Source organism: Rahnella variigena (assembly GCF_003610915.1).
Taxonomy (GTDB): Bacteria; Pseudomonadota; Gammaproteobacteria; order Enterobacterales; family Enterobacteriaceae; genus Rahnella; species Rahnella variigena.
The window spans coordinates 1,248,090-1,264,202 of record NZ_NSDJ01000001.1 but is presented as its reverse complement, the minus strand read 5'-3'; the positions used below and the strand labels follow the sequence as shown (position 1 = coordinate 1,264,202).

At 49.5% G+C, this 16,113-nt stretch carries 16 protein-coding genes; 13 read left to right on the top strand and 3 right to left on the bottom strand.

The window, feature by feature from the left end; genetic code table 11:
- Window positions 1-2 precede the first annotated feature (2 nt).
- A complete protein-coding gene (locus tag CKQ54_RS05895; RefSeq protein ID WP_120162136.1) occupies window positions 3-1,454 on the bottom strand; it encodes a tagaturonate reductase in 1,452 nt (483 codons plus the stop codon).
- Window positions 1,455-1,622: 168 nt separating this feature from the next.
- On the bottom strand, window positions 1,623-3,035 hold the full coding sequence (gene uxaC / locus CKQ54_RS05890) for a glucuronate isomerase (protein ID WP_120162137.1): 1,413 nt from the start codon (window positions 3,033-3,035) through the stop codon (window positions 1,623-1,625).
- Between the two features lie 959 nt (window positions 3,036-3,994).
- On the opposite strand from uxaC, the gene CKQ54_RS05885 reads away from it, so the two are divergent.
- The 10 genes from CKQ54_RS05885 to CKQ54_RS05840 all read left to right on the top strand — a co-directional run bounded on the left by CKQ54_RS05885 (window position 3,995) and on the right by CKQ54_RS05840 (window position 11,176).
- Window positions 3,995-5,287, top strand: coding sequence for an MFS transporter (locus tag CKQ54_RS05885; protein WP_120162138.1), 1,293 nt, complete (start codon window positions 3,995-3,997; stop codon window positions 5,285-5,287).
- Window positions 5,288-5,476: 189 nt separating this feature from the next.
- A complete protein-coding gene (exuR, locus tag CKQ54_RS05880; RefSeq protein WP_120162139.1) occupies window positions 5,477-6,253 on the top strand; it encodes a transcriptional regulator ExuR in 777 nt (258 codons plus the stop codon).
- 409 nt (window positions 6,254-6,662) lie between these two features.
- Complete coding sequence (locus tag CKQ54_RS05875) at window positions 6,663-7,346, top strand: DedA family protein (RefSeq protein ID WP_112288092.1); 684 nt, start codon at window positions 6,663-6,665, stop codon at window positions 7,344-7,346.
- Window positions 7,343-7,726: an EnvZ/OmpR regulon moderator MzrA gene (mzrA, locus tag CKQ54_RS05870; RefSeq protein WP_112288091.1), complete on the top strand. Its 384-nt coding sequence runs from the start codon at window positions 7,343-7,345 to the stop codon at window positions 7,724-7,726. The genes CKQ54_RS05875 and mzrA overlap by 4 nt, the downstream gene beginning before the upstream one ends.
- Window positions 7,727-7,866: 140 nt before the next feature.
- A complete protein-coding gene (locus CKQ54_RS05865) occupies window positions 7,867-8,244 on the top strand; it encodes a DUF1090 domain-containing protein (protein WP_120162140.1) in 378 nt (125 codons plus the stop codon).
- 158 nt (window positions 8,245-8,402) lie between these two features.
- On the top strand, window positions 8,403-8,705 hold the full coding sequence (locus tag CKQ54_RS05860; protein ID WP_013577208.1) for an ElaB/YgaM/YqjD family protein: 303 nt from the start codon (window positions 8,403-8,405) through the stop codon (window positions 8,703-8,705).
- A gap of 2 nt (window positions 8,706-8,707) precedes the next feature.
- Window positions 8,708-9,115 carry a phage holin family protein gene (locus CKQ54_RS05855; protein ID WP_120162141.1) on the top strand — a complete coding sequence of 136 codons (408 nt, stop codon included), beginning with the start codon at window positions 8,708-8,710 and terminating at the stop codon, window positions 9,113-9,115.
- Window positions 9,112-9,396: a YqjK-like family protein gene (locus CKQ54_RS05850; protein WP_113876740.1), complete on the top strand. Its 285-nt coding sequence runs from the start codon at window positions 9,112-9,114 to the stop codon at window positions 9,394-9,396. Before CKQ54_RS05855 ends, CKQ54_RS05850 begins: the two co-directional genes overlap by 4 nt.
- A gap of 238 nt (window positions 9,397-9,634) precedes the next feature.
- Entirely contained in the window at window positions 9,635-10,027 is a 393-nt protein-coding gene (locus CKQ54_RS05845; RefSeq protein WP_112288087.1) for a DoxX family protein, read from the top strand.
- Between the two features lie 165 nt (window positions 10,028-10,192).
- Complete coding sequence (locus CKQ54_RS05840; protein ID WP_120162142.1) at window positions 10,193-11,176, top strand: glutathione S-transferase family protein; 984 nt, start codon at window positions 10,193-10,195, stop codon at window positions 11,174-11,176.
- A gap of 41 nt (window positions 11,177-11,217) precedes the next feature.
- Here CKQ54_RS05840 and CKQ54_RS05835 read toward each other — a convergent pair whose 3' ends face one another.
- A complete protein-coding gene (locus CKQ54_RS05835) occupies window positions 11,218-12,123 on the bottom strand; it encodes a LysR family transcriptional regulator (RefSeq protein WP_112288085.1) in 906 nt (301 codons plus the stop codon).
- Window positions 12,124-12,233: 110 nt separating this feature from the next.
- Between CKQ54_RS05835 and CKQ54_RS05825 the strand changes: the two genes are divergently transcribed.
- The 3 genes from CKQ54_RS05825 (at window position 12,234) to CKQ54_RS05815 (ending at window position 16,001) form a co-directional block, all read left to right on the top strand.
- Complete coding sequence (locus CKQ54_RS05825) at window positions 12,234-12,938, top strand: pirin family protein (RefSeq protein WP_120162143.1); 705 nt, start codon at window positions 12,234-12,236, stop codon at window positions 12,936-12,938.
- A gap of 596 nt (window positions 12,939-13,534) precedes the next feature.
- The gene (locus CKQ54_RS25960) at window positions 13,535-14,263 is read left to right on the top strand and encodes a type IV pilus major pilin (RefSeq protein ID WP_120162144.1); all 729 of its coding nucleotides are present in this window, start codon (window positions 13,535-13,537) and stop codon (window positions 14,261-14,263) included.
- A 70-nt stretch (window positions 14,264-14,333) separates the two neighbouring features.
- Entirely contained in the window at window positions 14,334-16,001 is a 1,668-nt protein-coding gene (locus CKQ54_RS05815; RefSeq protein WP_120162209.1) for a prepilin-type N-terminal cleavage/methylation domain-containing protein, read from the top strand.
- The last annotated feature ends 112 nt before the right edge of the window (window positions 16,002-16,113 follow it).

The following is a 16,113-nucleotide window of genomic DNA, read 5'->3' as shown; positions in this document are numbered from 1 at the left end:
TCTTAGCTGTAAGCCGCCAACGCATCACGCATGCCGCGATCATCAATCGCCTGCAATTGCTCGGTCACTTTCGCCGTCAGACCCGGCACGGTATTCAGGTCACGTCCCCAGTGTTCTTCATCAGCCAGCACAGTTTCGACCAGCCCGATTAACGGCAGGCTGCCGTTACGCACATCACTCCACAGGCCGGAGAAACGGCTCAGCCAGTGTGCATCGTCCTGCAGCGGATAAACTTCTCCGTTACGCTCACCACGGTAAAACGCCAGCAACGCCGCCAGTGCAAAGGTCAGACGCGGAGGCAGAAGCTGATTCTTCGCCTGGCTCGCCAGCAGTTGCGGCAAAATACGGGTGCGGTATTTGGTCATGCCATTCAGGGCAATCGACAGCAACTGATGCTGAATGAACGGATTGCGGAAACGACTGAGCACCGCCTGCGCAAACGACGTCAGTTCATCCTGCGGCAGGTCCAGCACCGGCGAGATTTCCTCGGCGATCGCCAGTTCGACGAAGCGGCTGATTTGCGCGTCATTCATCGACTCGCCCACAGTATTCAGTCCTGCCAGGAAGGCTACCGGCACCAGCGCGGTGTGCGCGCCGTTGAGGATTGCCACTTTGCGTTCTTTGTACGGTTTGATGTCATCAACCAGACGGATGTTCAGCGGCAGTTTGTCCAGACGCAGTTCCTGAGCCAAACTTTTTGGCCCCTGGATCACGAACAGGTAGAAGTGCTCCGCGCTGTCAAAGAAGCTGTCCTGATAGCCCAGTTCTTCCTGCAGGCTGTCGACCTCACTGCGCGGATAACCGGTGACGATACGGTCAACCAGCGTTGAGCAGAATGTATTGCTGTTTTCCAGCCACTGGGTGAATGCCGCCGGAAGCGCCCATTGTTGCGCGTAACGCAGCACCAGTTCCTGCAATGCCTCGCCGTTGTAGTCGATCAGTTCGCAAGGCAGCAGAACCCAGCCTTTATCAGCCGCACCGGAGAAATGCGTGAAACGTTCGAACAGCAAACGGGTCAGCTTGGCCGGGAAACTTGCCGGAGGCGCGTCTTCCAGACGATCGCTCTCGACATAGCTGATACCGGCTTCGGTGGTGTTGGAGAACACGAAGCGGATATTCGGGTCGCGGGCCAGCGCCAGATATTCATCAAACTGATGGTAGATATTAATTTCACGGTTAACAGAACGGATGATGCGGGTATCACGCACCGTTTCACCCTGCTCGTTCAGACCGCTGATGATGGTCGTATACAGACCATCCTGAGTGCTCAGTGAAGGCGGAAAATCAGTATCAATCGGGCGCACCACTACGATACCGGCATCGAGATCAGTATGTTCATTCAGCAGGTCGATTTGCCAGTCAACAAACGCACGTAAGAAGTTACCTTCACCAAATTGAATAATTTTGTCCGGGTGCTGACGGCCAGGGAAGTCACGGCGATTTAACCTTTGCATCTCACATTCACCTTAATTTGCTCAGACTCCGGTCTTTGAGGGCGGAAAAATTGCCCCGTGGCCGTCGTTCTTTGTTGGGATAATTATTTGTTATTTATGATTTTGTTTCAGGAGCGCAGGGATCTGCGCTCCGTTACTGTTTAGTGATGACTGCTTAGTTCATGCAGATCAGTTCAGTTCGATCTGGAAATACTGTTTGGCGTTGTCGAAGCAGATGTTTTTCACCATATTGCCCAGCAGTTCGATGTCTGCCGGTGCTTCGCCATCTTCCACCCAGCGACCGATCATCTGGCACAGGATGCGACGGAAATATTCATGACGCGTATAGGACAGGAAGCTGCGGCTGTCGGTCAGCATGCCGACAAAGCGGCTCAGTAAGCCCAGGTTGGCAAGCTGTGTCATCTGACGTTGCATGCCGTCTTTCTGATCGTTAAACCACCAGCCGGAACCGAATTGCATTTTGCCCGGCATCCCTTCGCCCTGGAAGTTACCGACCATGGTGCCGATCACTTCGTTATCACGCGGGTTCAGACAGTACAGAATGGTTTTAGGCAGGCCACCGGCCAGACCCTGCGCGCCCAGCAGTTTTGACAGCGGTTCTGCCAGCGGCTGGTCGTTAATGGAGTCGAAACCGACATCTGCGCCAATCAGCTGGAACATACGGGTGTTGTTATTGCGCAGCGCGCCAATGTGATACTGCTGTACCCATTCACGACGCTGATATTCAGAAGCCAGATACAGCAGAACACCGGTTTTGAACTGAGCAATTTCTTGCGCTGTCGGCGTTTCACCGTTCAGACGACGGGACAAAATACCGTCCAGCGTCGCGTCATCCGCTTCGCCGTAAACGACCACGTCCAGCGCATGGTCAGAGACTTTGCAACCGTGCGCCGCAAAGTGATCCATACGCTTTTTCAGGGCATCACGCAGATCGCTGAAACGGGTAATGGAGACATCTGCCGCCGCTTCCAGTTTCTTCATGTAATCGACGAACGTGTCCGCTTCAATGTTGAAAGCTTTGTCCGGGCGCCAGCTTGGCAGCACTTTGACATCAAAGCTGGGATCTTGTGCCACCGCTTTATGATGTTCCAGAGAATCGATCGGGTCATCGGTAGTGCCGACCATTTTCACGTTCATCTGTTTCATGATGCCGCGGGCAGAGAAGTCATCCTGCGCCAGCAGTTCGTTACCGCGTTCCCAGATTTCGCCCGCAGTAGACGGGGAAAGCAGTTTACCGGTGATACCAAACGGACGGCGCAATTCAAGGTGCGTCCAGTGGTAAAGCGGGTTACCGATAGTGTGAGGAACCGTTGCAGCCCAGGCGTCAAATTTCTCGCGATCGCTGGCATCACCTGTACACATACGCTCAGGCACACCGTTGGTACGCATCGCGCGCCATTTGTAGTGATCGCCTTTCAGCCAAATGTCATACAGGTTTTTAAATTTGTAGTCCTGTGCAATCAGCTCAGGCGGCAAATGGCAGTGGTAGTCGAAAATTGGCTCATCTTTCGCATAGTCGTGATACAGGCGACGTGCGAATTCTGTGTCGAGAAGGAAGTCTTCCGTTAAAAACTGCGCCATCTTAGGTTCCTCATCATGAATTCTGTAGAGTTATCACTCAATGGTGCGAAGTTATCACACCAATTTAGATTGTCGTCCAGCTCTTTTTAGGGGGTTAACCCTGCCGAAGCGGGCGATCCGAGACTATAAAAACCCACTAACTCTCTGTAAAATAATAGCGTTAAAGCTATAAACCGCTGTGACCTATTATCCTCACAATCAGAGTGTCATTTTGTGATGTCACTCAAACTTTAAATCTGTATGACAAGTTAATTCGTACCAGATATGACAAAACAGCGTTTTGCCCCTTACTCATTTACCGCCTGCGCTTCATATCGCGCCAGAAGCCTGCTTCTCAGGGCTTTGTTAATGCATTTTTACACTTACCGACAACTTATCAGTCATTTTGGAAAAACAATCCTGTTCATTAACTGTTCAGATTAAATGTGATCATTCGGTAAAGTTGTTACACCAATTACGTTTCGATAATTTCGTTATCTTTGTTAATCACTTTCTGAAAAATGTGAAGCGCATCATGTTAAATGCACTTTTCATTGTAAAATCAAGTAAATAACTCTGTAGTTAAAAAAGTTAAGTAACCACACAATATAAATGTGGTTTTGTGATGTCATTCAAATTTTAAATCTGTATGACAAGTTATCTTTGCTTCGCCCGGACAAGAGCGTCAGAGATTACCTGCCACGTCCTTTCGCTGTTGCCCGGGCAAATCACTTCCCGGGCTCAATCAGACCATGGCGAAGCATTCTTTCTGGTGTCCAGGACGTTCATCGGATCCAAACGCACAAATAACAATAAAGCAGTGCGTCAAGCATCGGGCAGCTCCCAGTGAAATCTTCTGGCGGCGTGGTACCCGGAAAACGTTAAGGAAAGCCAGAACCCCACGCTTATTCAGGTGGTGCGAAAAACGCCCTGACAGCCTGTCGCTGTCATCGCCGGATTATTTACTGGGAGAGAGTTAAATGGCTAAGATTAAAGGGTTACGCTGGTACATGATCGCGCTGGTTACCTGCGGCACGATACTGGGTTATCTGACACGTAACGCTATTGCCGCCGCAGCACCTACGCTGATGAGCCAGTTGAACATCAGCACACAGCAATATTCTTACATTATCGCCGCCTATTCCGCCTGTTATACCCTGATGCAGCCGGTGGCGGGTTACGTGCTCGACGTAATGGGCACCAAAGTCGGTTACGCGATGTTCGCTATCATGTGGGCCATCTTCTGTATGGCAACGGCGCTGGCAAGCAGCTGGGGTGGCCTGGCTATCGCCCGTGGTGCGGTCGGTATGGCCGAAGCCGCCATGATCCCTGCCGGTCTGAAAGCCAGCAGCGAATGGTTCCCGGCCAAAGAGCGTTCAATTGCCGTCGGTTACTTCAACGTCGGTTCCTCTATCGGCGGGATGATTGCGCCACCACTGGTCGTCTGGTGTATCGTGATGCACAGCTGGCAGCTGGCCTTCATCATTACCGGCGCGTTAAGTCTGGTCTGGGCACTGGGCTGGCTGGTGTTTTATAAGCATCCTAAAGATCAGAAGAAACTCAGCACAGAAGAACGTGATTACATTCTGGAAGGTCAGGAAGCACAGCATCAGACTGACAACGGCAAGAAAATGTCTGCCATGCAGATCCTGCGTAACCGTCAGTTCTGGGGCATCGCGCTGCCACGTTTCCTGGCTGAACCCGCCTGGGGGACATTCAATGCCTGGATCCCGCTGTTCATGTTCAAAGTGTATGGCTTCAACCTGAAAGAAATCGCGATGTTTGCCTGGATGCCGATGCTGTTTGCTGACCTCGGCTGTATCCTGGGCGGCTATCTGCCACCGTTATTCCAGAAATACTTCAAAGTTAACCTGATCGTTTCCCGTAAAATGGTGGTCACCATGGGTGCGGTTCTGATGATTGGCCCTGGCATGATCGGCCTGTTCACCAGCCCTTACGCAGCCATCGCTTTACTGTGTATCGGTGGCTTTGCTCACCAGTCACTGTCCGGTGCGCTGATCACATTGTCTTCTGACGTGTTCGGTCGTAATGAAGTGGCGACAGCCAACGGCCTGACCGGGATGGCGGCCTGGATGGCAAGTACCATGTTTGCTCTGGTGGTGGGTGCGCTGGCCGATACCATTGGTTTCAGCCCGCTGTTTGCAGCGCTCGCGGTCTTTGACCTGCTCGGTGCAATCATCATCTGGACTGTTCTGCAAAACCGCTCAGCAGCAGAAGTGGCTCCGGCTCAGCTCAAAACCGCAAAAGCCTGATCCATCGTATTAAAGCCCGGTAATGCTTTTACCGGGCTTTGCTATTTTCTGACATTTCTCCAAAGCCTTTCTGCCCAATGCACGGTGCAACAGCCTTTCGTAAATCGTATACTGGCACTTGTATAATAAGTTCACAGGTCTGTCCGACACTTACTTCTTACAGGTTTCACTACTTTAAAGAGCACTCATATGGAATCCACAGACACCAGACGTCTATACCAACAACTGGCTGCTACGCTCAAGGAACGCATCGAAACAGGTTTGTACCCGGTTGGTGAGAAGTTACCGGCCGAACGTCTGATTTCCGATGAAATGGATGTCAGCCGCACCGTGGTGCGTGAAGCGATTATCATGCTCGAAGTTGAAGGTTACGTGGAAGTGCGTAAAGGGTCGGGCATTCATGTCATGTCAAACCAGCAGCGCCATCTGGTGGTGCCGGATTGTGGTAGTGAGTTTGGAACCTCCGGTCCGTTTGAGCTTTTACAGGCACGTCAGCTGATAGAAAGTAACATCGCTGAATTCGCCGCGACTCAGGTGACGAAACAGGACATCATGCGTCTGATGGAGATTCAGGAACATGCGCGGCAGGAAGACCGTTTCCGTGATTCCGAGTGGGATTTAAAATTCCACGTGCAGGTTGCACAGGCGACGCAAAACAGCGCACTGGCGACCATTGTTGAGAAGATGTGGAGCCAGCGGTTACACAATCCTTACTGGCGCAAACTGCATGAGCATATCGATGAGAAGTCGATTGAAAGCTGGTGCGAAGATCATGACCTGATCCTGAAAGCGCTGATCCGCCGTGATCCGCACGCAGCAAAACTGGCGATGTGGCAGCATCTGGAAAACACCAAGCAAATGCTTTTCCGCGCCACAAGTGATGATTTCGAGTTCAACGTAGACCGTTATCTGTACTCAGAAAACCCGGTCGTGCATCTCGATCCTCCTGCGCTTAACACCAAATAATTCCCTTTAAGGCAGGTTAATTCCCCCAACCTGCCGTTTTACACTTTCTCCTCTCTCGCCCGCAGAACCTGTCAGACACTGTCGAGTAGTGTCAGCCAATGTAAAACCCTTTCCCAAACGCGCTTCAGACTTAAATGATCGGCCTCAACGCGCTATATTTACCTGTCTGAGCTATTGGTATTTTGTTACAGTTAGACCACTTTTTTTACCCGTTTGAGCTGCGTTTCAGAAAGCAAAATGACGCGTAAATACAATGCCATTAAAATTAATTGGATCTGAAACAACGGCATCAGAACAAAGAACCCGCCAGGGATTTGGCTCCCCTATCAGCCAGGCAGGCAGCGTCGAGACAATTTCTCCGCTGATGCTTTTGCTGACTCACTGAAAATGATGGAGTTTCACAAGACAGATGGAAATTATCACCTCGCTCATCGATGCCCTCTGGCAACAGGATTATAAAACCCTCGCAGACCCTTCACTGGTCTGGGCGCTGTACCTGATTTTATTCATGATCATTTTTTTGGAAAACGGCCTGCTTCCTGCGGCTTTTTTGCCCGGTGACAGCCTGCTGATCCTGGTCGGTGTTCTGATAGCCAAAGACGCGATGAATTTCCCGTTAACGTTGTTCCTGCTCACCAGTGCGGCGAGCCTGGGTTGCTGGCTCAGTTACGCGCAGGGAAAATGGCTGGGGAATACGCGAATAGTACAAAGCTGGCTGGCACATCTCCCCGTGCATTATCACGAACGCGCGCATGCTCTTTTCCATAAACACGGCCTTTCGGCGCTGTTAGTTGGCCGTTTTCTGGCCTTTGTCCGGACACTCTTGCCAACGATTGCCGGCCTGTCAGGACTGAGCAACAGTCGTTTTCAGTTTTTCAACTGGGTCAGCGGCTTGTTGTGGATCCTGATCCTTACCTCGCTCGGATATTTCCTCGGTAAAACGCCGCTGTTCCTCAAGTATGAGGATCAGGTCATGAATTGCCTGATGCTGTTACCAGTGCTGTTGTTAATCGGCGGACTGGTGGGATCAATCGTCGTGTTGTGGCGCAAAAAACATGCAGATCGTCAGAACAAAGGTAAGAGCGCATCATGAGCCAGAGGCTGAAAAGCCGGTCATTCATCTGGCCGGGGATGCTGATGCTGGTCGCGATTGTGGCCATGTTCGGACTGGCATTATGGCACCTGCCGGTGCCTGCCAGCGCACTGCAAATTCGCCCGGCCAGAACCGGGACGTCACTGCCTGACGGATTTTATGTTTACCAGAGCCTCAGTCAGCGGGGCATCCATATCAAAAGTATTACGCCGCTCAATGACGGGCTGGTGGTTCAGCTTGATTCTTCATCTGAGCGCAAACTGGCAGAAGAAGCCTTGCAGGATATTCTGCCGCCGGGATTTATGATTCAGTACTACGAACAGCCGACCGCAAAAGCGTGGATCCATAAACTGGATCGCGACCGTCTGAAATTTGGGTAATTCCCTTAGCGACAAAAGGGGATTCATCTGATATCGCCGCTCATTCGGCGGTGATATCATTCAAAGCGAGTTATTCACTCAACTAATCATTTGGGAAATTAAGTGCCACACTCACTTAATCATTAAAAGGAAGCTACAAGATGAAACTGACATTAACCGCCCTCGTTTTCGCCCCTGCCCTGTTGTTCACCACGGCCAGCTTTGCGGCATCGCAGCCAGAAACCTGCGCCACTAAGCAAAACGAAATCCAGAAGCAAATCGACGAAGCTCGTGCGCACAACAATCAGAACCGTGTAGACGGACTGGAAAAAGCGCTGCGCGAGAATAAAGAACATTGCACCGAAGCCGGTCTGCAAGCTGAAAAGCAGAAAAAAATTGAAGAAAAACGTGAAAAAGTCGCAGAACGTGAACAGGAGCTGAAAGAAGCTCAGGCGAAAGGCGATCACGACAAAGTCACCAAAAAACAGCATAAACTGGACGAAGCGAAGTCTGAACTGAAAGAAGCTGAGGCGAAGTAATCCTTTCTGCCAGAGTCGATTTCCGTAGTTCGATTTACCGCGATATAGCGGATTTTTCAGGGTTTCTGTGGGTGTTAACAGATAATTCGTATTTGCGATAACCTGAATATCCGCTATGTTAAAAGTTCGAATCAGTTAACGTATGGAGTGACTTACACATGGCTAGTAATACATCAGAACAACTGCGCGCTGAACTCAAGTCATTGGCAGATACGCTGGAAGAAGTTCTTCAGACCTCTACCGATAAGCCGAAAGCTGAACTCGATAAACTGCGTGGCAAAGCAGAATCCCTGCTTAAAGATACCCGCGAACGTCTGAGCGATACGGGCGATAAGATTGCCTATCAGACTAAAGAAATTGCCGGTAAAGCCGACGATTACGTACATGAAAAACCCTGGACTGGCGTTGGTATTGGTGCCGCAGTCGGCGTTGTCATCGGCGTTCTGTTAGCCCGCCGCTAATTATGGCCGAGCCAATTAAACCTGCACCACAAGGACCAGGAAAAGGGGTGTTTGACATCGTTTCACGCATCGCTACTGTTATGGTGAGCATTGTTGAATCACGTGTCAGACTGGCCGTTATCGAGCTGGAAGAGGAAAAGGCCAATATTTTCCAATTACTGCTCATGGTCGGCATTACCCTGATACTTACCGCTTTTGGTCTTATGAGTTTGCTGGTGGTTTTATTCTGGGCCATCGATCCGGCCTATCGTCTTACGGCGATAGCCACGACGACGGGCGTATTGCTGCTTCTGGCAGTGATCCTTGGCGCAATGACGCTGGCGAAAGCCAAACGCTCCACGCTGCTCAGCCTCACCCGCAAGCAACTGGACGTTGATCGCGCCCTGCTGGAAAAGGATGATGAGCAATGAGTATTCCGGACCGCGCTATCGAAAAAGTCAGACTGCTGCGCAAAATTGAGCGTCAGCGTGGCGAGCTTTCTCAGGCCGGTTCTGACTGGCTGGAGGCCACCGCGAAAGTAGATCATTACTGGGTAAAACTGGTGGATATGCGTAAATATCTGGTCGTGGGCTCAAGCCTGCTGGCTGTTTATGGTATCCGCCATCCCAGTGCGGTTGTCCGCTGGTCACGGCGTGCTTTTGGCATCTGGGGCACCGTCAGGTTGTTCCGTAAAACTATCGGCAACAAATAGCCTCAACCTCCTTCTGTTAAAAGGGCTGATTGGAAAACAATCAGCCCTTTTCTTTTTGAATAACAATCTCTCAGCTGTTCAATTTATTTGAAGCATTCCAACAGTTTTACTTGCTAACAAAGCGTAACCATCCGACTTATTATCTCGTCATCAACTGATGCGGTAACGGCATGAAACATTTTCTGACCGGACCGGTAACATTTTAGCCCGCCTTGGGCATATTAATCTGGAGTAGAAAATGAATAAGTTACAAGACACTGCTTTGCTGGTTGCCCGTATTCTGATGCCAATCCTGTTCATCGTTGCAGGCTGGGGCAAAATCAACGGTTACACCGCGACTGCGGGTTACATGACGTCTATGGGCGTGCCAAGCTTCTTCCTGCCACTGACTATCCTGCTTGAATTCGGCGGCGGTCTGGCGATTCTGTTTGGTTTCTTCACCCGTACTACGGCGCTGATCACTGCAATCTTCACCATTCTGACTGCACTGATTTTCCACACTGATTTCGCACAGGGCGTGAACCAGATGATGTTCATGAAAAACCTGTCCATTGCCGGTGGTTTCTTCGTACTGTTTGCTTCCGGCCCGGGCGCATTCAGCATCGACCGCCTGATCAAGAAAAACTGGTAATTGCCCCGGCACCAGGGAGCAACATCCACGCTATAATTAAATAAGACAAAAGAGTGACCTGCAGGGCGATGTGATTTATCACCTCGCCCTTTTTTATTAGTTATCTGTAAATCTCGCCTGAATCATTCGGGTTACGGCTCGAAGGATGACGGGGAAGGAGGAAATATGGGACAACTCGTCAATGGCGTTTGGCAGGACACCTGGTACGACACCAAGTCGACCGGCGGTCATTTCAAACGTTCAGCAGCACAGTTTCGCAACTGGATAACGCCGGATGGCTCGCCGGGCGAGCACGGCGTGGGCGGTTTTGCCGCTGAGCGTGACCGCTACCATTTGTATGTTTCACTGGCCTGTCCGTGGGCGCACCGCACATTATTGATGCGTACGCTGAAAGGGCTGGAAGAGTTTATTCCGGTTTCTGTCGTGCATCCGCTGATGCTGGAACATGGCTGGACTTTCGGCACTGATTTCCCGGCGGCAACCGGCGATGATTTGTATCATCTCAACTACGCCTATGAGATCTATCTGCGGGCGCAGAATGATTATACGGGTCGCGTTACCGTGCCGATCCTGTGGGATAAAAAACAGCAAACCATCGTCAGCAATGAATCCGCCGATATCATCCGCATGTTCAACAGCGCGTTTGATGCTGCGGGCGCAAAAGCCGGAGATTATTATCCCGGGGCGTTACGTCCGGCGATTGATGAGATTAATGAGTGGGTCTATCCGCAGATCAACAATGGTGTGTATAAGGCGGGTTTTGCGACGTCTCAGGACGCTTACGATGAAGCGGTTGACGGTGTTTTTGCCGCGCTGGAACGGGCCGAAGAACTGCTGAGTAAGCACCGTTATCTCACCGGAAATCAGCTGACTGAAGCCGATCTCCGTTTGTGGACCACGCTGGTGCGGTTTGATCCGGTGTACGTTACGCACTTCAAGTGTGACCGCTACCGGATCAGCGATTACCCGAATCTGTACGGTTTCCTGCGCGATATCTATCAGATGCCGGGCATTCGTGACACGGTGGATTTTGCCCATATCCGTAATCACTATTACCGCAGTCACGCAACCATCAACCCTTACGGCATTATCTCGACCGGACCGGCACAGGATTTAGAGTCTGAACACGGCCGCGATACGCGTTTTTGATTGAGTTCTGCGCCTTCCCCTTTCATAAGGGGAAGGACAGTTTACTTTACTTCCCGCGTCGCCAGTAACTTTGGAATTTCACGCAGGAACCAGGCTTTTGCCTCGCCCATGCTGTCACGGCGCCACGCCATGATGATGTCCGTCTCGCGGTTATATTCCGCACTGACCACCCGCAGACGCCCTTCCTCGATATCTTTCTCGACCATTGGATAAGGCATCGTCGCCACGCCTAATCCTGCCAGCAACGCTTTGCGTTTCTCTTCAATGGTACTGACGGTCAGGCGCTGCTGTTTATCCAGCAACTGAACGGTGAGCACCGGACGCTCACGGGCGGTATCCGCCACGGCAATGCCACGGTATTTCACCCGGCTGACGTCAGATAAAGGCTCAGCTTCCAGATGGATGGGATGGTCCGGCGCAGCAACATACACGCTGACCAGTTTGTAGAGCTTGCGGCTGTTAATTTCGGTGGAAGAGCGGAAATGCATATCGGGCGCGATGACGATATCCGCACGCCCCTGCTCGAGACGCTCCCACGCACCGGCCAGCACTTCCGTTATCAATGACACCTGCGTATTGGCTTTCAGCGCCAGCTTTTCAATCAGCGGGAACAATTGCGCAGCCGGCGATAAAGCCTCACACACGATAGTGATGTGGGTTTCCCAGCCGCGCGCTAAGGCTTCGGCATCGACGGTCAGCTTATCGGCTGCTTCCAGTAACACACGTCCGCGTTCGAGCAGCATCCGGCCTACGTTGGTGAATTTTGTCCGATGACCTGAACGGTCAAACAGCACCACATCCAGCTCCTCTTCCAGCTTCTGCATGGTATAGCTCAATGCAGACGGGACGCGGCCCAGCTCGTCGGCGGCAGCTGCAAAACTGCCCCGGCGGTCAATGGCATCCATGACCCGTAAGGCTTCCAGTGTGAGTGCGCGATCCTTAGCCATTCTTTTCTCTTTCAGGAAATTTGAATATAGCGACCAGATTAACTGGCTAACAATCACACGTCCAGACGCTTACCATTTATACATCGAAATTTTTAAGAGAGGCGACCGCCATGATCACCAGCAGAACGGCAAAAGAGTGCGGTACCGCTGACTTTGGCTGGCTCCAGGCACGGTATACATTTTCCTTTGGCCACTACTTTGATCCGAAGCTCATGGGCTATGCGTCACTGCGCGTCCTGAATCAGGAAGTGCTGGCGCCGGGTGCCAGTTTCCAGCCACGTACCTATCCGCGAGTTGATGTTCTGAATATCATCCTGCAGGGCGCAGCGGAATATCGCGACAGCGCAGGCAACAGCATCCGGGCGCAAGCCGGTGAAGCGGCATTATTATCGGCACAGCCCAATGTCAGTTACAGCGAACTGAACACCAGTGCCAGTCAGCCGCTAACGCGGATGCAGTTGTGGCTGGATGCTTGTCCCGAGCATGAAAATGCACTCACCCAGAAAATGACGCTGCAGGACACCACGCATTTTCTGCTGGCCTCACCGGACGGTGAAAAGGGCAGCCTGCAACTGCGGCAAAACGTGTGGATCCATCACCTTGATTTAGGGGCGGGTGAGCAAATCACGCTGCCAGTGCGCGGACCTCGCGCCTATTTGCAATCGATTCACGGACAGATAGATGCACAGGGTTCGGCCAGCCGCGAGCTACAAAAACTGGCCTGTGGTGATGGCGCATTTATCCTTCAGGAAAACAGTCTGACGGTTTCCGCCATTACACCGTTACGCGCACTGCTAATTGATATGCCTGTGTGACGTTTCAGGAATACGGGGAAAATAAAACGCCGCGCAGGGTAATCTGCCCGGCGTTTTTAAATGCTTAAATAACATTATTTCGTAAAAAGAGTTACGAAAATCCGTAATAAATGACGCATCTCACAGCAGTCGTTACCCGATAGAATCACTCGAAAAAACGGGTTGAGAGATCGAATTTAAACCCACCTATATTATTGATAATCCTGTACAAAACCTTCATTACCTCATAGAAAAGCCAACCCAGAATGATCACTCAAATTTATATTTACAAGTCAGGCAATGACTATATTTATAATATTCATCAAAATGATCATAATATTAACACACCCCAACAGCTCATATAGATTGCATTTAATTCGTTTGATCCGATTTATTATATGTACGCATTCTTTTTTTTGCTCTATGATTTCCAGCGCTGGTTAACGGGATTGATTTTTTATAAAGGGAATGGCCATGAACTACTGCCTTTAAAACGTTAGTAATAACATTAAGACGTTAGTCTATATATTTCTTATTTATAAGAATCTTGCTCTATCCCAGCGGGATCGTATTACTACGTGATTTATAAAATTTATTTCAAGCCTAAGGATTAAGGTATGAAAAATGCAATTACTGCATTAAAGCGTAAAGCAAATCAGTATCAGGAACTTAAAAAACAGCGTGGTGTTACCTTACTGGAAATCATCATAGTTCTGGGCATTATCGGTATTATTGCAGCCGGTGTAGTTGTGTTGGCTCAACGTGCGTTCTTCACTCAGGATATTACCGACCTGAGTGATAACACCAATACCATCCATGTATCCGTCGTCGATGCGTTTGGGAAAGATGGGGTTTATCCAGTAGGTGGCGCAGCTGCTTTAGGTTTTGCGAATGAAAACGCACTGAAGACTGATGCTACAGGCGATATTCTTTCTACACTCTATAAGTTGGGTAAAATTTCGAATGGCGAAGCCCGAAATGGTATTTCTGGTGACTATTTCGAAATCCGCGGCGTAGCAACATCCACTACTACTGGAGCGCCTTTGAAAGGTTTCTATGTATCCGTGAATGGGCTTGATATGCAAGAGTGCCGTGCTTTTGTAAGCCAGGTTGCTGCTGATTGGGAATATGTTGAAATCAGTTCTGCAGCAGCAGGGGCATCACCTGCTGCTCCAACGAGTCTTGCTTCTCCTGCCCTCTCAACACGTCCAGTGACTACAAACATGGTGGGTATTCTGAAAAGCCTCGACGTACCAACAACTCCACCTGCTGATCTGACGACTGCTGATTACTCTATGGTTTGTGCAAATAGCAGCACAAACGCAGTGATCCTGGGTAGCCGTTAATTTATCAATAACTAACTCCTCCTCTTTTTTGGAGGAGTTAGTTTATATACAGAACCACATGGTAAGTAAAATGTCCGCGACGAGTAATAACAAAGGCTTCACACTTTTAGAAATGATTATCGTCATGGGGATTATGGGGATTATCCTCGCTACTTTTACTGTGTATAAAAGAAAACAGATTGAAGCGATTGCTCGGGAAAATCTGACTAATATTATTGTGAGCGAAATCTATGGTGTATTGAAGTTTGCAAATGAAGATTATATTTATGTTGATGAAGATAAAGATGGTGAAGCTGACGCTGGAACTCTCGAAAACCCACTTTACAATAAAAATTATGTAACATCTGGCGATCAAAAAAATAAAACCTACAGCCAGCGCACATCAAACATGAAAATTACAGACACATTGAATACTGATTATTACATGCAGTGGGATAACAGCCAGTCTCGCGGCTATTTTACCAGTAAGGCATGCGGAAGTCCTGCTGGCAGAACTGCGGATGCCACTTTCTTCAAAGAATATATTCCTTGTAATCAACCAGGAGGCAACGCTGATCGCAATGTAGTCCTTGAAAGGGTTGATTTAGTCGGCGATGACATCACACATACGATCAATCGTATTGATTTTATTGTGGCTTATAACCCCGGACATAGTGAAAAGAAGGATATTGATAAGTTCTCAATAGAAAATTTCTCTTCAGCGTTTAGCGAATCATTTTCTCATTATGGACTGGTCTATTCCCATGGCGAAATGATTTACCGCTCCTCAGCTAAAAGCAGCACAGCCGAAAATTATGGCAAGGGCTGGAATTTACTCAAGATCAATGGTGCATCACCCACTGATAATGCAGTTCCTTTCGGTAGCCTGGGTACTTATATACAGGATATTCCTAATAATATAGAGCAACTTGGCATACGGTTTAGTTTTGAGGCTGGAGTCGGGAAGTATCTGAAAGCCGATGGTTCAGTGGGTGCAAAAAAATTATGTTGGAACTACAAAGAGAATTTGATGGCACATTGCCTCGAGACAGAGAACGGCTCAGGACGCAATCAGGATGAGGGCGTGATGCATCTGACGGCTAAAAACGCGAATAATCAGATAGTCACAGGTACGTTGATGGCCAATGTCATTTTTGAAGGTGAGGCATTTGACCCGGAAAAAGGGAATGTCGTCGCATTAATGACCAGCCCGGTGGTTTCCTACCAATCCTTTGGCAATAAAAAGGACACCGGTACTAATGATGTCATTGTTAATGACCCGGATAATTACAATAAAAAAGTCACTGATGAACCAGGCCACATCAAGCTTCCCGTACAAACTTGCCCTCAGGCTCCGCCCGATCCCGCTGATCCGCAGAAAGTGCCGCGACAGCTTTACCCAAGAATGGCTGCCGCCATTTCTTCTATAGCGGCTGATGTGGGTAAGCTGGAAACATCAGAAGGCGAAGATGAAGACGGTGGAGACTTCACCGACTTTTCCAATAGTGAAAATAACCGGAGAACCACTACAGGTGTATTGGATCATTTAAGTGGCGTCGCCGTGCAAGTGAATTTTATTAATGATGATGCCAACGGTGATTACTGGGTGATCAGTGCAACCAGCGGTGTTTTTGACAATGTGACAGGGCAAGGTGTTAGCGTTATTAACCCGAGTTCACTTTCCGTTGTACTGACCTCATGGTGTAGTTCGATAAAACAACCAGAGTTAAATGATTCCATACCCATGCCGCCAAATTGATTGAATATCGCCAACGGGTTGTAAGTATATTTTTGAAAATTTCAGGATGAAGAAAATGAAAATTAGATTACTGGGATAGTTTATTACTTTATTACTGTCCCTCGGGCAATTT